Source organism: Capnocytophaga canis (assembly GCF_043187445.1).
GTDB lineage: Bacteria > Bacteroidota > Bacteroidia > Flavobacteriales > Flavobacteriaceae > Capnocytophaga > Capnocytophaga canis.
In genome coordinates this window covers 2,093,150-2,105,672 of the sequence record NZ_CP171121.1, presented here as the reverse complement: position 1 = coordinate 2,105,672, position 12,523 = coordinate 2,093,150, and the positions used below count along the sequence as shown (strand labels likewise).

General features: G+C 37.6%; 22 protein-coding genes. All 22 read right to left on the bottom strand.

Annotated features, from left to right (window positions below):
* Positions 1-4: 4 nt before the first annotated feature.
* The 22 genes from rplR to ACF3OB_RS08915 all read right to left on the bottom strand — a co-directional run bounded on the left by rplR (position 5) and on the right by ACF3OB_RS08915 (position 12,468).
* Positions 5-361 (bottom strand): 50S ribosomal protein L18, encoded by a 357-nt coding sequence (gene rplR / locus ACF3OB_RS09020; RefSeq protein ID WP_042009319.1) that lies wholly within the window; start codon positions 359-361, stop codon positions 5-7.
* Positions 362-372: 11 nt separating this feature from the next.
* Complete coding sequence (gene rplF / locus ACF3OB_RS09015) at positions 373-915, bottom strand: 50S ribosomal protein L6 (RefSeq protein WP_042009320.1); 543 nt, start codon at positions 913-915, stop codon at positions 373-375.
* 18 nt (positions 916-933) lie between these two features.
* Positions 934-1,332 (bottom strand): 30S ribosomal protein S8, encoded by a 399-nt coding sequence (gene rpsH, locus ACF3OB_RS09010; RefSeq protein ID WP_042009321.1) that lies wholly within the window; start codon positions 1,330-1,332, stop codon positions 934-936.
* A 20-nt stretch (positions 1,333-1,352) separates the two neighbouring features.
* The gene (gene rpsN / locus ACF3OB_RS09005) at positions 1,353-1,622 is read right to left on the bottom strand and encodes a 30S ribosomal protein S14 (protein ID WP_042009322.1); all 270 of its coding nucleotides are present in this window, start codon (positions 1,620-1,622) and stop codon (positions 1,353-1,355) included.
* A gap of 3 nt (positions 1,623-1,625) precedes the next feature.
* Entirely contained in the window at positions 1,626-2,177 is a 552-nt protein-coding gene (rplE, locus tag ACF3OB_RS09000) for a 50S ribosomal protein L5 (protein ID WP_042009323.1), read from the bottom strand.
* A 2-nt stretch (positions 2,178-2,179) separates the two neighbouring features.
* The gene (rplX, locus tag ACF3OB_RS08995) at positions 2,180-2,491 is read right to left on the bottom strand and encodes a 50S ribosomal protein L24 (protein WP_042009325.1); all 312 of its coding nucleotides are present in this window, start codon (positions 2,489-2,491) and stop codon (positions 2,180-2,182) included.
* Between the two features lie 18 nt (positions 2,492-2,509).
* A complete protein-coding gene (gene rplN, locus ACF3OB_RS08990; protein ID WP_002675043.1) occupies positions 2,510-2,878 on the bottom strand; it encodes a 50S ribosomal protein L14 in 369 nt (122 codons plus the stop codon).
* Positions 2,879-2,880: 2 nt separating this feature from the next.
* Positions 2,881-3,138 (bottom strand): 30S ribosomal protein S17, encoded by a 258-nt coding sequence (gene rpsQ / locus ACF3OB_RS08985; protein ID WP_042009326.1) that lies wholly within the window; start codon positions 3,136-3,138, stop codon positions 2,881-2,883.
* 14 nt (positions 3,139-3,152) lie between these two features.
* Positions 3,153-3,344, bottom strand: a complete 192-nt coding sequence (rpmC, locus tag ACF3OB_RS08980; protein WP_042009328.1) for a 50S ribosomal protein L29 — start codon at positions 3,342-3,344, stop codon at positions 3,153-3,155.
* 10 nt (positions 3,345-3,354) lie between these two features.
* Positions 3,355-3,774: a 50S ribosomal protein L16 gene (gene rplP / locus ACF3OB_RS08975; protein WP_042009330.1), complete on the bottom strand. Its 420-nt coding sequence runs from the start codon at positions 3,772-3,774 to the stop codon at positions 3,355-3,357.
* A gap of 20 nt (positions 3,775-3,794) precedes the next feature.
* A complete protein-coding gene (gene rpsC, locus ACF3OB_RS08970; RefSeq protein ID WP_042009332.1) occupies positions 3,795-4,535 on the bottom strand; it encodes a 30S ribosomal protein S3 in 741 nt (246 codons plus the stop codon).
* A gap of 8 nt (positions 4,536-4,543) precedes the next feature.
* Entirely contained in the window at positions 4,544-4,954 is a 411-nt protein-coding gene (gene rplV / locus ACF3OB_RS08965) for a 50S ribosomal protein L22 (RefSeq protein WP_042009335.1), read from the bottom strand.
* Positions 4,955-4,963: 9 nt separating this feature from the next.
* Positions 4,964-5,242, bottom strand: coding sequence for a 30S ribosomal protein S19 (gene rpsS, locus ACF3OB_RS08960; protein WP_042009337.1), 279 nt, complete (start codon positions 5,240-5,242; stop codon positions 4,964-4,966).
* An 11-nt stretch (positions 5,243-5,253) separates the two neighbouring features.
* On the bottom strand, positions 5,254-6,081 hold the full coding sequence (rplB, locus tag ACF3OB_RS08955; RefSeq protein WP_042009339.1) for a 50S ribosomal protein L2: 828 nt from the start codon (positions 6,079-6,081) through the stop codon (positions 5,254-5,256).
* Positions 6,082-6,105: 24 nt separating this feature from the next.
* Positions 6,106-6,396, bottom strand: coding sequence for a 50S ribosomal protein L23 (rplW, locus tag ACF3OB_RS08950; protein ID WP_042009341.1), 291 nt, complete (start codon positions 6,394-6,396; stop codon positions 6,106-6,108).
* 6 nt (positions 6,397-6,402) lie between these two features.
* Positions 6,403-7,032, bottom strand: a complete 630-nt coding sequence (rplD, locus tag ACF3OB_RS08945; RefSeq protein WP_042009343.1) for a 50S ribosomal protein L4 — start codon at positions 7,030-7,032, stop codon at positions 6,403-6,405.
* Positions 7,032-7,649, bottom strand: a complete 618-nt coding sequence (gene rplC / locus ACF3OB_RS08940) for a 50S ribosomal protein L3 (protein ID WP_042009346.1) — start codon at positions 7,647-7,649, stop codon at positions 7,032-7,034. The genes rplD and rplC overlap by 1 nt, the downstream gene beginning before the upstream one ends.
* 163 nt (positions 7,650-7,812) lie before the next feature.
* Positions 7,813-8,121: a 30S ribosomal protein S10 gene (rpsJ, locus tag ACF3OB_RS08935; RefSeq protein WP_042009348.1), complete on the bottom strand. Its 309-nt coding sequence runs from the start codon at positions 8,119-8,121 to the stop codon at positions 7,813-7,815.
* Positions 8,122-8,132: 11 nt separating this feature from the next.
* A complete protein-coding gene (gene fusA / locus ACF3OB_RS08930; protein WP_042009350.1) occupies positions 8,133-10,253 on the bottom strand; it encodes an elongation factor G in 2,121 nt (706 codons plus the stop codon).
* 8 nt (positions 10,254-10,261) lie between these two features.
* A complete protein-coding gene (gene rpsG, locus ACF3OB_RS08925) occupies positions 10,262-10,738 on the bottom strand; it encodes a 30S ribosomal protein S7 (RefSeq protein WP_042009352.1) in 477 nt (158 codons plus the stop codon).
* Positions 10,739-10,763: 25 nt separating this feature from the next.
* Positions 10,764-11,177, bottom strand: a complete 414-nt coding sequence (gene rpsL, locus ACF3OB_RS08920) for a 30S ribosomal protein S12 (protein ID WP_002679283.1) — start codon at positions 11,175-11,177, stop codon at positions 10,764-10,766.
* A 418-nt stretch (positions 11,178-11,595) separates the two neighbouring features.
* Positions 11,596-12,468, bottom strand: coding sequence for a bile acid:sodium symporter family protein (locus ACF3OB_RS08915; protein WP_095911842.1), 873 nt, complete (start codon positions 12,466-12,468; stop codon positions 11,596-11,598).
* Positions 12,469-12,523: the final 55 nt, after the last annotated feature.

Genomic DNA, 12,523 nt, shown 5'->3' with positions numbered 1-12,523 from the left:
GTTTTTAGAATTTAAGTCCGCCTTCTCTTGCTCCTTCAGCTAATGATTTCACTCGCCCGTGGTAAAGATAACCTCCTCTGTCGAAAGCGATTTTCTCAATACCTTGTTTCAAAGCTTTTTCCGCAATAGCCTTTCCAACCAATGCTGCTTTTTCAGTTTTAGTTGCTTTTGCAGCACTAATTTCTTTATCTCTTGAAGATGCAGCCACTAAAGTAGTCCCTTTGGTATCGTCCACTATTTGAGCATAAATTTCATTGTTACTTCTGAAAACAGCCAAACGAGGTTGCTCTGCAGTACCACTAACAACTTTTCTGATTCTGCTTTTAATACGTTGTCTTCTTTCTAATTTTGATAATGCCATTGTTCTAACTATTAAGCTGATTTACCTGCTTTTCTTCTCAACACTTCACCAACAAACTTAACACCTTTTCCTTTGTAAGGTTCAGGTTTACGGAAACTGCGGATTTTAGCCGCTACTTGTCCCACCAATTGTTTGTCATGAGAAGTTAATTTAATGATTGGATTTTTACCTTTCTCATTCACAGTCTCAAGTTTTACCTCTTGCGGTAACTCTAAAATAATGTTATGAGAAAAACCTAATGCTAAATCCAATTTTTGACCTTGGTTTGAAGCACGGTATCCAACCCCTACTAATTCTAATTCTTTAGTGAACCCTTCTGAAACACCAACAACCATATTGTTTAACAAAGCTCTGTACAAACCATGTTTTGCATTTTGGTCTTTAGTTTCAGCTGTTTTTTCTAACACTAATTGTCCATCTTCTTGCTTAACAGCAATGTCTTTAACCTCTTGGGTCAATTCGCCTAACTTTCCTTTTACGGTAACAACAGCTCCGTTGATAGTTACTGTAACTCCCGCAGGAATTTTGATGGGTGCTTTACCTATTCTTGACATTTTTTTGTCTTTTATTTATTAGTAAACATAACAAATTACTTCTCCGCCGATGTTCAGTTCTTTGGCTTTTTTACCTGTCATCACCCCTTGTGAGGTTGAGATAACAGCAATTCCCAAACCGTTCAACACGCGAGGAAGATTATCAGCTCCAGCATATTTTCTCAATCCTGGTCTACTTGCTCTTTCAATGTGCTTAATGACAGGCTCTTTCGTTACTTTGTCATATTTTAAAGCTATTTTGATAGTACCTTGAACAGTATCATCTTCAAACTTATAACTTAAAATATACCCCTGATCAAATAAGATTTTGGTAATCTCTTTTTTCAAATTAGAAGCAGGGATTTCAACGACTCTATGCCTTGCATTATTCGCATTTCTAATTCTTGTTAAATAATCTGCAATAGGATCTGTATACATATTCTTTGTCCTTTTAATTATTACCAACTTGCTTTTTTAACGCCCGGAATTAATCCTTTATTAGCCATCTCACGGAACAATACACGCGAAATACCAAACGTACGCATATAACCTTTCGGTCTTCCTGTTAATTTACAACGATTGTGCAAACGTACAGGAGAAGCGTTTTTAGGTAGCTTTTGTAACGCATCGTAATCACCTGCTTCTTTCAAAGCCTGACGTTTTGCTGCATATTTAGCTACCAATTTTTGTCTCTTAACCTCACGGGCTTTCATTGATTCTTTAGCCATATACTAGTTCTTTTTAAAAGGTAATCCTAATTCGCTTAATAATGATTTTGCTTCCTTATCGGTGTTAGCAGAAGTTACGAAGGTGATATCCATACCTGCAATTTTATTAATCTTATCGATATCAATTTCAGGGAAAATAATTTGCTCAGTAACACCCAAGTTGTAATTTCCTCTACCATCAAATCCAGTCGCACTGATTCCTTGGAAATCTCTCACTCGTGGCAAAGCCGCTGTGATTAATCTATCCAAAAACTCATACATTCTCTCACCTCTTAAAGTTACTCTAGCACCGATTGCCATTCCTTTACGAAGTTTGAAAGAAGCTACGTCCTTTTTAGAATAGGTTGCAACTGCCTTTTGACCTGTAATTTTTGTCAATTCGTCTACTGCATAATCGATTTGTTTTTTATCGGCAACAGCTGAACCAACTCCACGGCTCACAACTATTTTTTCAAGTTTAGGAACCTGCATTACATTCTTATAGCCAAATTCTTCTTTAAGAGCCGCGATAATGCGCTCTTTATATTCTTGTTTTAGTCTAGGTACGTACGCCATAACTATATTACTTCATTAGATTTTTTAGAAATTCGCACTTTTTTACCGTCTCTAACCTCAAATCCAACACGTGTTGGTTGTTTCGTTTTAGCATCAATTAGAGCCAAGTTTGAAATGTGAATAAAAGCCTCTTTTTTAACGATTCCTCCTTGAGGATTTTGAGCATTCGGTTTTGTGTGTTTAGACACTAAATTTACTCCCTCAACAATCGCTTTATTTTTCTCGCGATCAACACGTAGCACTTTGCCTTCTGACCCTTTATGGTCACCAGCCATTACTCGTACTGTGTCTCCTGTTTTAATTTTTAGTTTCATCACTTATTTTATTAAAAATTAAAGCACTTCAGGTGCTAATGACACAATTTTCATGAATTGTTTATCACGAAGCTCTCTCGCAACAGGACCGAAAACACGCGTCCCTCTCATCTCACCCGCTGCGTTCAAAAGAACACAAGCATTTTCGTCAAAACGTATGTAAGAGCCATCAGCACGACGTACTTCCTTTTTAGTTCTTACCACAACTGCAGTTGAAACTTGCCCTTTTTTTACGTTTCCGTTTGGAGTTGCCTCTTTAACGGTAACCACAATCTTATCACCTACTGAAGCATAGCGACGTTTCGTTCCTCCTAAAACACGGATAGTCAACACTTCTTTCGCTCCTGTATTGTCGGCTACTTTTAATCTCGATTCTTGCTGTACCATAATTACTTCGCTCTTTCAATGATTTCTACTAATCTCCAACATTTAGTTTTACTTAGTGGACGTGTTTCCATGATCTTCACTGTATCACCAATGTTGCACTCATTTTTCTCATCGTGTGCTACATATTTTTTTGTACGCAACACGAACTTACCATACATAGGGTGCTTCACTCGCTTCACTTCGGAAACTACGATGGTTTTCTCCATTTTGTTGCTACTAACAACCCCTATTCTTTCTTTTCTTAAATTTCTTTTCTCCATAAGGCAGCATAGAATTATTGTAATTCTCTTTTTGTAAGCTCACACGCTAAACGAGCAACGGTTCTTCTTACTTGACGTAATTGAATTGGTTTCTCAATTGGTTGAATGGCGTGAGCCATTTTCAAATCTGCATACGATTTTTTATATTCACCAAGCTTCTCTTGTAGCTCAGCTATTGTCAATTTTTTAATTTCAGACTGTTTCATTGCTCTTTAATTAATCTTGATAATCTCTTGCTACAACAAATTTTGTTCTTACAGGCAATTTTTGTGCAGCCAGACGCAAGGCTTCCTTGGCTACTGACAAAGGCACACCACCTACTTCAAACATAATTCTTCCCGGTTTCACAACAGCTGCCCAGTATTCTACGGCACCTTTACCTTTACCCATACGTACCTCTAAAGGCTTCTTAGTGATTGGTTTATCTGGGAAAATTTTAATCCATAACTGACCTTCACGTTTCATAAAACGAGTTGCTGCAATACGAGCCGACTCAATTTGGCGTGAAGTGATGAAAGCTGAGTCTAATGATTTAATCCCAAACGTACCGTTTGAAAGTAAAGTTCCACGATGTGAAACTCCTTTCATTCTGCCTTTTTGTACTCTACGATATTTCGTTCTTTTTGGCTGTAACATTTCTTTACTTCTTTAAAAAATTACTTTTTACGACGAGCTTTTTTTGGAGCCCCTGAAGGCTTTTCTGTCGTAGATTTTCCAGTTCCTCCTGTAGTTTTCTTAGTCATTCCCACTAAAGGAGAAAGCTCTCTTTTTCCATAAACTTCACCTTTCATGATCCACACTTTAATTCCCATACGTCCATAGGTTGTGTGAGCCTCATCAAGAGCGTAATCTATGTCAGCTCTGAAGGTCGATAACGGAATTCTTCCTTCTTTATAACTTTCAGAACGTGCCATCTCTGCACCATTCAAACGACCTGAAATCATCACTTTAATTCCTTCGGCATTCATACGCATTGCAGCCGCAATCGCCATTTTAATAGCTCTACGATATGAAACACGCCCTTCAATTTGACGAGCGATACCTGCAGCAACCAAATTAGCGTCTAATTCTGGTCTTTTGATTTCAAAAATGTTAATCTGAATGTCTTTACCACCCGTAATTTTTTTCAATTCTTCTTTCAACTTGTCTACCTCTTGACCGCCCTTTCCAATGATAATTCCTGGACGAGCCGTAGTGATAGTAACGGTTACAAGTTTCAAGGTTCTCTCAATAATTACACGCGAAACACTAGCCTTCGATAAACGAGTCTGTACATACTTTCTGATTTTGTCATCTTCAGCAAGTTTGTCTCCGTAGTCATTACCTCCGTACCAGTTAGACTCCCATCCTCTGATAATTCCAAGGCGATTTCCGATTGGATTTGTCTTTTGTCCCATAGTTTATCTTAGCTTTCTGTGTTATAATTTTTAGCTCCTAACACGATAGTCACGTGATTTGAGCGCTTTCTAATTCTGTTTGCTCTTCCCTGTGGAGCTGTTCTCAATCTTTTGAGCATTGTACCACCATCCACACGAACTTCTTGAACGAATAATCCTGCATCTTCCAAATCAGCATCCTCGTTTTTAGCTTGCCAGTTAGCTATCGCTGACAAAAGCAATTTCTCTAAACGAGAGGCAGCCTCTTTTTGGTTAAATTTCAAAATAGCAAGGGCTTTATCTACTTGTTGACCACGAATAATATCCGCTACTAAACGCATTTTTCGTGGGGAAGTAGGGCAGTTATTCAACTTTGCAAAAGCCAAGCTCTTTTTAGCTTCTTTAATTTGTATTGCTTTTTCTCTTTTACGAACTCCCATAGCCTTCTATTATTTTTTACCTTTATTTTTTGCACCAGCATGTCCTCTAAACGAACGAGTTGGTGAAAATTCGCCTAACTTATGTCCTACCATATTCTCAGTTACATAAACTGGAACAAACTGACGACCATTGTGAACTGCTATTGTTTGACCAACAAAATCAGGAGTTATCATAGACGCTCTTGACCAAGTTTTAATAACAGTCTTTTTTCCTGACTCAATGTTCTGTTGGATTTTTTTCTCCAAACTATAGTGAACATAAGGTCCTTTCTTTAATGAACGTGCCATTTCTTAGTGTTTTATTTTTTTCTACGTTCTACAATATACTTATTACTTGCTTTGGTTTTAGAACGAGTTCTGTAACCTTTAGCTGGGATACCTTTTCTTGATCTTGGGTGTCCTCCGGTAGCTCTACCTTCACCACCACCCATTGGGTGATCAACTGGGTTCATTACAACTGGTCTCGTTCTTGGTCTTCTTCCTAACCAACGTGAGCGACCTGCCTTACCAGAAACAATCAACTGGTGATCTGAGTTAGAAACAGCTCCGATTGTTGCTAAACAAGTCAACAAAATCATACGAGTTTCACCTGAAGGCAATTTAACAGTTGCATATCTTCCATCTTTTGCCATCAACTGAGCAAAAGTTCCCGCAGAACGTGCGATGTTTGCTCCTTGTCCTGGACGTAACTCTATACAAGAGATTACAGTTCCTAACGGAATTTGAGATAACGGCATTGCATTTCCAATTTCTGGAGCAACATTACTCATACCTGCAACAATGGTTTGGTCTACTTTTAAACCTGCTGGTGCAATGATGTAACGTTTTTCACCATCGGTGTATTGAACCAAAGCAATGAACGCTGTTCTGTTTGGATCGTATTCGATTGAAACTACTTTAGCTTCTACATCAAACTTGTTACGTTTGAAATCGACTAAACGATACTTTTTCTTGTGACCACCACCAATGTAACGCATGGTCATTTTCCCTTGATTGTTTCTACCTCCGGACTTTTTCAACGGAACCAAAAGGCTTTTCTCCGGCTTATCAGTAGTAATGGTGTCAAATTCGTTTACTACTCTAAAACGCTGCCCAGGGGTAATCGGTTTTAATTTTCTAACTGACATTTTTTGTCTATTTATTAAACACTATTATATATTACTATAAAAATCTATAGTCCCTCCTTCTGCCACTTGCACTACCGCTTTTTTAACAGTGTTTGTTTTTCCTACTTGCAAACCTGTTTTTGTGTAGCGAACTTTACGCTTAGGACCGTAATTCAATGTTCGAACCGATGCAACCTCAACTCCATAAGCAGACTCAATAGCTTCTTTAATTTGAATTTTATTCGCATCTTTGGAAACTTCAAAAGTGTAACAGTTTTTTAACTCGCTGTTTGCTGTTGCTTTTTCCGAAATTACTGGCTTAATTAATACGCTCATTTCTTCTTATTTTGTTAAAATTGATTCTAAAACTTCAACAGAACTTTCTAATAACACCACGTTTGTAGCATTAACCACATCGTAAGTATTTAATTCAGAAGCTGTTACAACGCTCGATGTTTTTAAATTTCGAGATGACAAATATACGTTATTATTTGTATCTGGCAACACAAAAAGTGATTTTTTATTCTCTAACCCCAAAGATTTCAGAATATTAGTAAATTCTTTCGTTTTTGGAGTATCAAAATTCAAATCTTCAAGAACCAAAACAGCTTGAGCTTGTGCCTTTGCACTTAGAGCTGAACGACGAGCCAAACGCTTTACATTTTTGGTTAATTTTTGTGTGTAATCTTTAGGTCTTGGACCAAAAATACGTCCTCCACCTACAAACACTGGAGATTTTACACTTCCTGCACGAGCCGTACCTGTACCTTTTTGTTTTTTAATTTTACGAGTACTCCCTGCTACTTCATTTCTTTCTTTTGCCTTATGAGTACCTTGACGTTGATTTGCCAAATAGCGTTTAACATCCAAGTAAATCACATGATTATTAGGCTCTATTCCGAATACAGAATCAGAAAGCACCGCTTTTCTGCCTGTTTCTTTTCCTTGACTATTTAATACTGCTACTTCCATTATTTGTGAATAGTTACGTAAGCATTTTTGTGACCTGGAATACATCCCTTAACAACTAAAAGATTTTTCTCAGCAACCACTTTCAACACTTTCAAGTTTTGTACTGTTACTTTTTCTGCCCCCATTCTTCCTGCCATACGCATTCCTTTGAAAACGCGTGACGGGTAGGATGATGCTCCGATAGAACCCGGTGCTCTTAAACGGTTGTGCTGACCGTGTGTTGATTGACCAACACCTCCAAAACCGTGTCTTCTAACAACCCCTTGGAACCCTTTTCCTTTGGAAATACCTGTCACGTCAACAAATTCTCCTTCTTCAAAAAGATCCACAGTGATAGTGTCACCTAATTTGTACACTCCTTCAAATCCTTGAAATTCGATAACTTTCTTCTTAACAGAAGCTCCTGCTTTTTTGAAATGTCCTAACTCTGCTTTGTTAGCACGATGTTCTGCTTTGTCATCGAAACCAAGTTGAAGAGCCTCATACCCGTCAACCTCTACGGTTCTGACTTGGGTAACTACGCATGGCCCTGCCTCAATGATTGTACAAGGAACATTTTTCCCGTTCTCATCAAATAGACTGGTCATACCTACTTTTTTTCCAATTAACCCAGACATAAATTTAATTTAAAATATTAATTACTATTATTCATAAAATTCAGGGTCAAAAAATGCCTTGGCTTTTCAACCCTGAATCATTTTTTCCGTTTTTCCCTAACAAACTGTTTCAGGACAAGTTATGAAGTTATTTCACTTCGAATTACGCTCTTGTTAGAAGTTATCAAACTTTGATTTCAACTTCTACTCCACTTGGCAATTCCAATTTCATCAAAGCGTCAATAGTTTTTGATGAAGAGCTATAGATGTCTAAAAGACGTTTGTGAGAGCTCAACTGAAACTGCTCACGTGATTTCTTATTCACGTGGGGAGAACGCAATACAGTAAATATTTTTTTGTGCGTTGGTAATGGAATTGGCCCTGTTACTACCGCTCCTGTTGCTTTTACTGTTTTTACAATCTTCTCAGCTGATTTGTCAACTAAGCTATGATCGTAAGATTTCAATTTTATTCTGATTTTTTGACTGCTCATTTCCTTAAAAATTAGTTACCTTTTGCTTTTTTAATAACTTCTTCTGCAATATTCGACGGAGTTTCAGCGTAGTGAGAAAACTCCATTGTTGATGTTGCACGACCTGATGATAATGTACGCAATGAAGTTACGTAACCAAACATTTCTGATAATGGAACGCTTGCTTTGATAACTTTTGCTCCATTTCTATCATCCATGTTGTTTACTTGTCCACGACGACGGTTCAAGTCTCCTACGATATCACCCATATTTTCTTCTGGAGTGATAACTTCTAGTTTCATAATAGGCTCCATCAACACCGCTTTTGCAGCTCGAGCAGCTTCTTTGTAACCTAATTTAGCTGCCAACTCGAATGACAATGAATCTGAATCGACTGCGTGGAACGAACCATCCACCAAAGTAATTTTCATTGCATCCATTTCAAATCCAGCCAAAGGTCCATTTTTCATAGCCTCTTTGAATCCTTTCTCAACAGATGGGATATACTCTTTTGGAATATTTCCTCCTTTAATTTCGTTGATAAACTCTAAGCCTACTTTACCTTCATCTGCTGGTTCCATGCGGAAGACAATATCTGCAAACTTACCACGTCCACCTGATTGTTTTTTGTAAACCTCACGATGGTTAGCTACCGCTGTAAGAGCTTCTTTGTACTCTACTTGTGGTTGTCCTTGGTTAACTTCAACTTTAAACTCACGTTTCAAACGGTCAACGATAATATCTAAGTGAAGCTCTCCCATACCTGAGATGATAGTTTGCCCAGAAGCCTGATCAGTTTTTACTTGGAATGTTGGATCCTCCTCAGCTAATTTAGCTAATGCCATACCCATTTTATCAACATCTGCTTTTGTTTTAGGCTCAATAGCAATACCAATCACTGGATCTGGGAATACCATAGACTCTAATACGATTGGGTGTTTTTCATCACAAAGAGTATCTCCTGTTTTGATATCTTTAAAACCTACCGCTGCCCCGATATCTCCAGCTTCAATAAATTCAATTGGATTTTGTTTGTTAGCGTGCATTTGGTAGATACGAGAAATACGTTCTTTATTTCCTGAACGAGCGTTCAATACGTAGGTACCTGCATCCAAATGTCCAGAATAAGCACGGAAGAACGCCAAACGACCAACATAAGGGTCTGTAGCAATCTTAAATGCTAATGCCGCAAAAGGTGCTTCTACTGATGGTTTTCTTAAAGCTACAACTCCTGTATCAGGGTGCGTTCCCTCAATAGCTTCTTTGTCTAAAGGAGAAGGTAAGTAACGACATACCGTATCCAACATAAACTGAACACCTTTATTTTTGAAAGAAGAACCACACACCATCGGGATGATTGCCATATCCATCACAGCAGCTCTTAACGCTTTATGTACTTCTTCTTCTGTGATAGAATTTTCATCTTCCATATATTTTTCTAGAAGACCTTCATCATAAGCAGCAACCTCTTCAATCAATTGAGAGCGATATTGATGCACTTCGTCTTTCATCTCCTCAGGGATTTCTACTACATCAAATGTAGCTCCCTGTGTGTCCTCATGCCAAACAATAGCACGATTTTTTACCAAGTCAACTACTCCTTTAAAATCAACCTCATCTCCTATAGGCAATACAATAGGCACAGCGTTTGATTTTAACATTTCTTTCACTTGGTTACAAACGTTCAAGAAGTTAGCTCCTTGTCTGTCCATTTTGTTTACGAAACCAATACGTGGCACTTTATAGTTATCTGCCAAACGCCAGTTAGTTTCTGATTGAGGTTCAACACCATCAACAGCACTAAACAAAAACACCAAACCATCCAACACACGCAATGAGCGGTTTACCTCAACGGTAAAATCCACGTGACCTGGGGTATCAATGATATTGAAGTGATATTCTTTGGCATCTGCTGTTGGTTTTCCGTTTTCTGTTGGGAAGTTCCACGTACAAGTGGTTGCAGCTGATTGGATAGTGATTCCACGCTCAGCCTCTTGCTCCATCCAGTCCATTGTTGAAGCTCCATCGTGAACTTCTCCTAATTTATGTGTCTTTCCTGTATAGAATAGGATACGCTCCGTTGTCGTAGTTTTTCCTGCGTCAATGTGAGCCGCAATTCCAATGTTTCTTGTATATTGTAAATCTCTTGCCATATTATATACTAAAATCTAAAGTGTGAGAATGCTTTGTTTGCTTCTGCCATTTTGTGCGTATCCATTCTTTTCTTAACAGCCGCACCTTCTTCTTTTGCTGCTGACAAAATTTCTCCAGCTAATTTTTGTGCCATTGATTTCTCATTTCTTTTACGAGCATAACCAATCAACCATTTCATAGCCATTGACACTTTTCTATCAGGTCTGATTTGCATAGGAATTTGGAATGTTGCCCCTCCTACACGGCGAGAACGTACCTCAACGTGAGGCATTACGTTCGTTAGAGCGTCTTTCCACACTTCCAAAGCTGTTTTTTCTTCGTTGTTTTTCTTCTGATCTACGATATCAAGAGCATCATAGAACACTTTAAAAGCCACTGACTTTTTACCATCCCACATTAGATTGTTTACAAAACGCGTAACTAATTGGTCATTAAATTTCGGATCTGGTAAAAGAGGTCTTTTCTTAGCCTGTCTTTTTCTCATTTTTTCTTAGTTAAAAGATTTTTAATTACTTTTTCTTACCTTTTGCTGGAGCTGCTGCTGCTTGTCCTGGTTTTGGACGTTTAGCCCCATATTTAGAACGACGTTGCGTTCTTCCTGCTACTCCCGCTGTGTCTAACGCACCACGAACGATGTGGTATCGAACACCAGGCAAATCTTTAACCCTTCCGCCTCGTACCAATACTATCGAGTGCTCTTGGAGGTTATGTCCTTCTCCTGGAATGTAAGCGTTCACCTCATTACCATTTGTCAAACGTACACGAGCAACTTTACGCATCGCTGAGTTTGGTTTTTTAGGTGTTGTGGTGTAAACACGCGTACACACTCCTCTACGTTGAGGACACGAATCCAAAGCAACCGATTTACTCTTCTTGGTAATTCTGGTTCTTCCTTTTCGTACTAACTGTGAAATTGTTGGCATAATTTAATTTATAAAATAATTTAATTAATTCTCCCGTTAATTGAGGGTGCAAAAGTATTGTTTTATTTTTAAAACACCAAGAAATCAATACTTTAATTTATGTACAACATCTAACCCCCTACCCTCTTTCATCTTATTTCTGTAATAAAAAAACAGAACTTGTTTATAAACAAAAAAGCATAAGAACTTAATAAACAGCATATTAAAAAAAGTTGTTTTGTTAAAAAAATAAAAAAAGTTGTTTTTGTAACTTTTTTCAATTTTTAGTCAGTTTTTCTGCTTCTTGTTTATTACAGTTAATCTTTGAGGTACGAAAATAACCTTTAAACGATTATTCTTTCTCCTTTTGATTGACTGTGGTTAAATAAATCTTTAAAAAGTAACGTAAAATATACAACCTTACACATCTGGTTGTTTATCATTGATTATATCTTCGTCCCATCACTATGAAAGCGAAGGCTAATGTTGTGAAAAACGAGAACATGGCATAAACTAACGCTGGTTTTGCCATTTCTACGCTTTGTACCAATCCAGCGATATATATGGCAAGTACAGTGTTTTGTAATCCTACCTCAATACCTATGGTAGTTGCTTGTACGTTCGATATACCAAAAGTCTTTTTTGATATGATGTAGCTGAGCACCATGGAAAGCAAATGTATTGCTAAGGCATAGGGCAATATGCTTAGAATTTCCTCAAACACAATACCTGTTCCTCCTGATTCCTGATCAGCGAAAAATTTAATAATAAATACCAATCCTAACAAAATCGTATTGATAATCTTTAAGGGGATTTTTATTTTTAGAGCTAAATTCGGATAATAGCGATTGAACAACAGTCCTAAAAATGCGGGTATGATGATGACTTTGCTTACTTCCCAAAAGGTTTCGGTCATTGATAGAGAAAACTCAGATGAACTGTGCATAAAAATCGAAATACCAAGGTTGGTAAGAGTTGGTATGGTGAAAAACATCAACAAACTGTTGATTGAAGTTAAAGCTACCGCCAAAGCTGTATCAGCATTAACTAAATAGGAAACAAAATTAGAGGTAGTTCCTCCAGGGCATATGGCTACAATGATTAATCCTACTTTTAGTGCTGGAGGTAAATCAGAAAAGTAGGCTATTGCAAATGCTAACAGAGGTAGAAAAACCATCTGTGCAGTCAACCCTACTGTAAAAGCCTTTGCATGAGTAAATATGTTTTCAAAATCCTTGAATTTTAAGGAACTACCAATCGCAAAGGTTACCAGCATCAATACGGCTGACATCAATTGATCTATTAAATCCATCTCTTATATATTTATTTTTTTCTGAAAACGGTTGGCAAAAGTACGTACTTTTTTT

Excerpts from the sequence above, each read along its gene's own strand:
- rplR (WP_042009319.1), bottom strand. The coding sequence starts at position 361 with ATGGCATTATCAAAATTAGAAAGAAGACAACGTATTAAAAGCAGAATC.
- rplF (WP_042009320.1), bottom strand. The coding sequence starts at position 915 with ATGTCAAGAATAGGTAAAGCACCCATCAAAATTCCTGCGGGAGTTACA.
- rpsH (WP_042009321.1), bottom strand. The coding sequence starts at position 1,332 with ATGTATACAGATCCTATTGCAGATTATTTAACAAGAATTAGAAATGCG.
- rpsN (WP_042009322.1), bottom strand. The coding sequence starts at position 1,622 with ATGGCTAAAGAATCAATGAAAGCCCGTGAGGTTAAGAGACAAAAATTG.
- rplE (WP_042009323.1), bottom strand. The coding sequence starts at position 2,177 with ATGGCGTACGTACCTAGACTAAAACAAGAATATAAAGAGCGCATTATC.
- rplX (WP_042009325.1), bottom strand. The coding sequence starts at position 2,491 with ATGAAACTAAAAATTAAAACAGGAGACACAGTACGAGTAATGGCTGGT.
- rplN (WP_002675043.1), bottom strand. The coding sequence starts at position 2,878 with ATGGTACAGCAAGAATCGAGATTAAAAGTAGCCGACAATACAGGAGCG.
- rpsQ (WP_042009326.1), bottom strand. The coding sequence starts at position 3,138 with ATGGAGAAAAGAAATTTAAGAAAAGAAAGAATAGGGGTTGTTAGTAGC.
- rpmC (WP_042009328.1), bottom strand. The coding sequence starts at position 3,344 with ATGAAACAGTCTGAAATTAAAAAATTGACAATAGCTGAGCTACAAGAG.
- rplP (WP_042009330.1), bottom strand. The coding sequence starts at position 3,774 with ATGTTACAGCCAAAAAGAACGAAATATCGTAGAGTACAAAAAGGCAGA.
- rpsC (WP_042009332.1), bottom strand. The coding sequence starts at position 4,535 with ATGGGACAAAAGACAAATCCAATCGGAAATCGCCTTGGAATTATCAGA.
- rplV (WP_042009335.1), bottom strand. The coding sequence starts at position 4,954 with ATGGGAGTTCGTAAAAGAGAAAAAGCAATACAAATTAAAGAAGCTAAA.
- rpsS (WP_042009337.1), bottom strand. The coding sequence starts at position 5,242 with ATGGCACGTTCATTAAAGAAAGGACCTTATGTTCACTATAGTTTGGAG.
- rplB (WP_042009339.1), bottom strand. The coding sequence starts at position 6,081 with ATGTCAGTTAGAAAATTAAAACCGATTACCCCTGGGCAGCGTTTTAGA.
- rplW (WP_042009341.1), bottom strand. The coding sequence starts at position 6,396 with ATGAGCGTATTAATTAAGCCAGTAATTTCGGAAAAAGCAACAGCAAAC.
- rplD (WP_042009343.1), bottom strand. The coding sequence starts at position 7,032 with ATGGAAGTAGCAGTATTAAATAGTCAAGGAAAAGAAACAGGCAGAAAA.
- rplC (WP_042009346.1), bottom strand. The coding sequence starts at position 7,649 with ATGTCTGGGTTAATTGGAAAAAAAGTAGGTATGACCAGTCTATTTGAT.
- rpsJ (WP_042009348.1), bottom strand. The coding sequence starts at position 8,121 with ATGAGCAGTCAAAAAATCAGAATAAAATTGAAATCTTACGATCATAGC.
- fusA (WP_042009350.1), bottom strand. The coding sequence starts at position 10,253 with ATGGCAAGAGATTTACAATATACAAGAAACATTGGAATTGCGGCTCAC.
- rpsG (WP_042009352.1), bottom strand. The coding sequence starts at position 10,738 with ATGAGAAAAAGACAGGCTAAGAAAAGACCTCTTTTACCAGATCCGAAA.
- rpsL (WP_002679283.1), bottom strand. The coding sequence starts at position 11,177 with ATGCCAACAATTTCACAGTTAGTACGAAAAGGAAGAACCAGAATTACC.
- ACF3OB_RS08915 (WP_095911842.1), bottom strand. The coding sequence starts at position 12,468 with ATGGATTTAATAGATCAATTGATGTCAGCCGTATTGATGCTGGTAACC.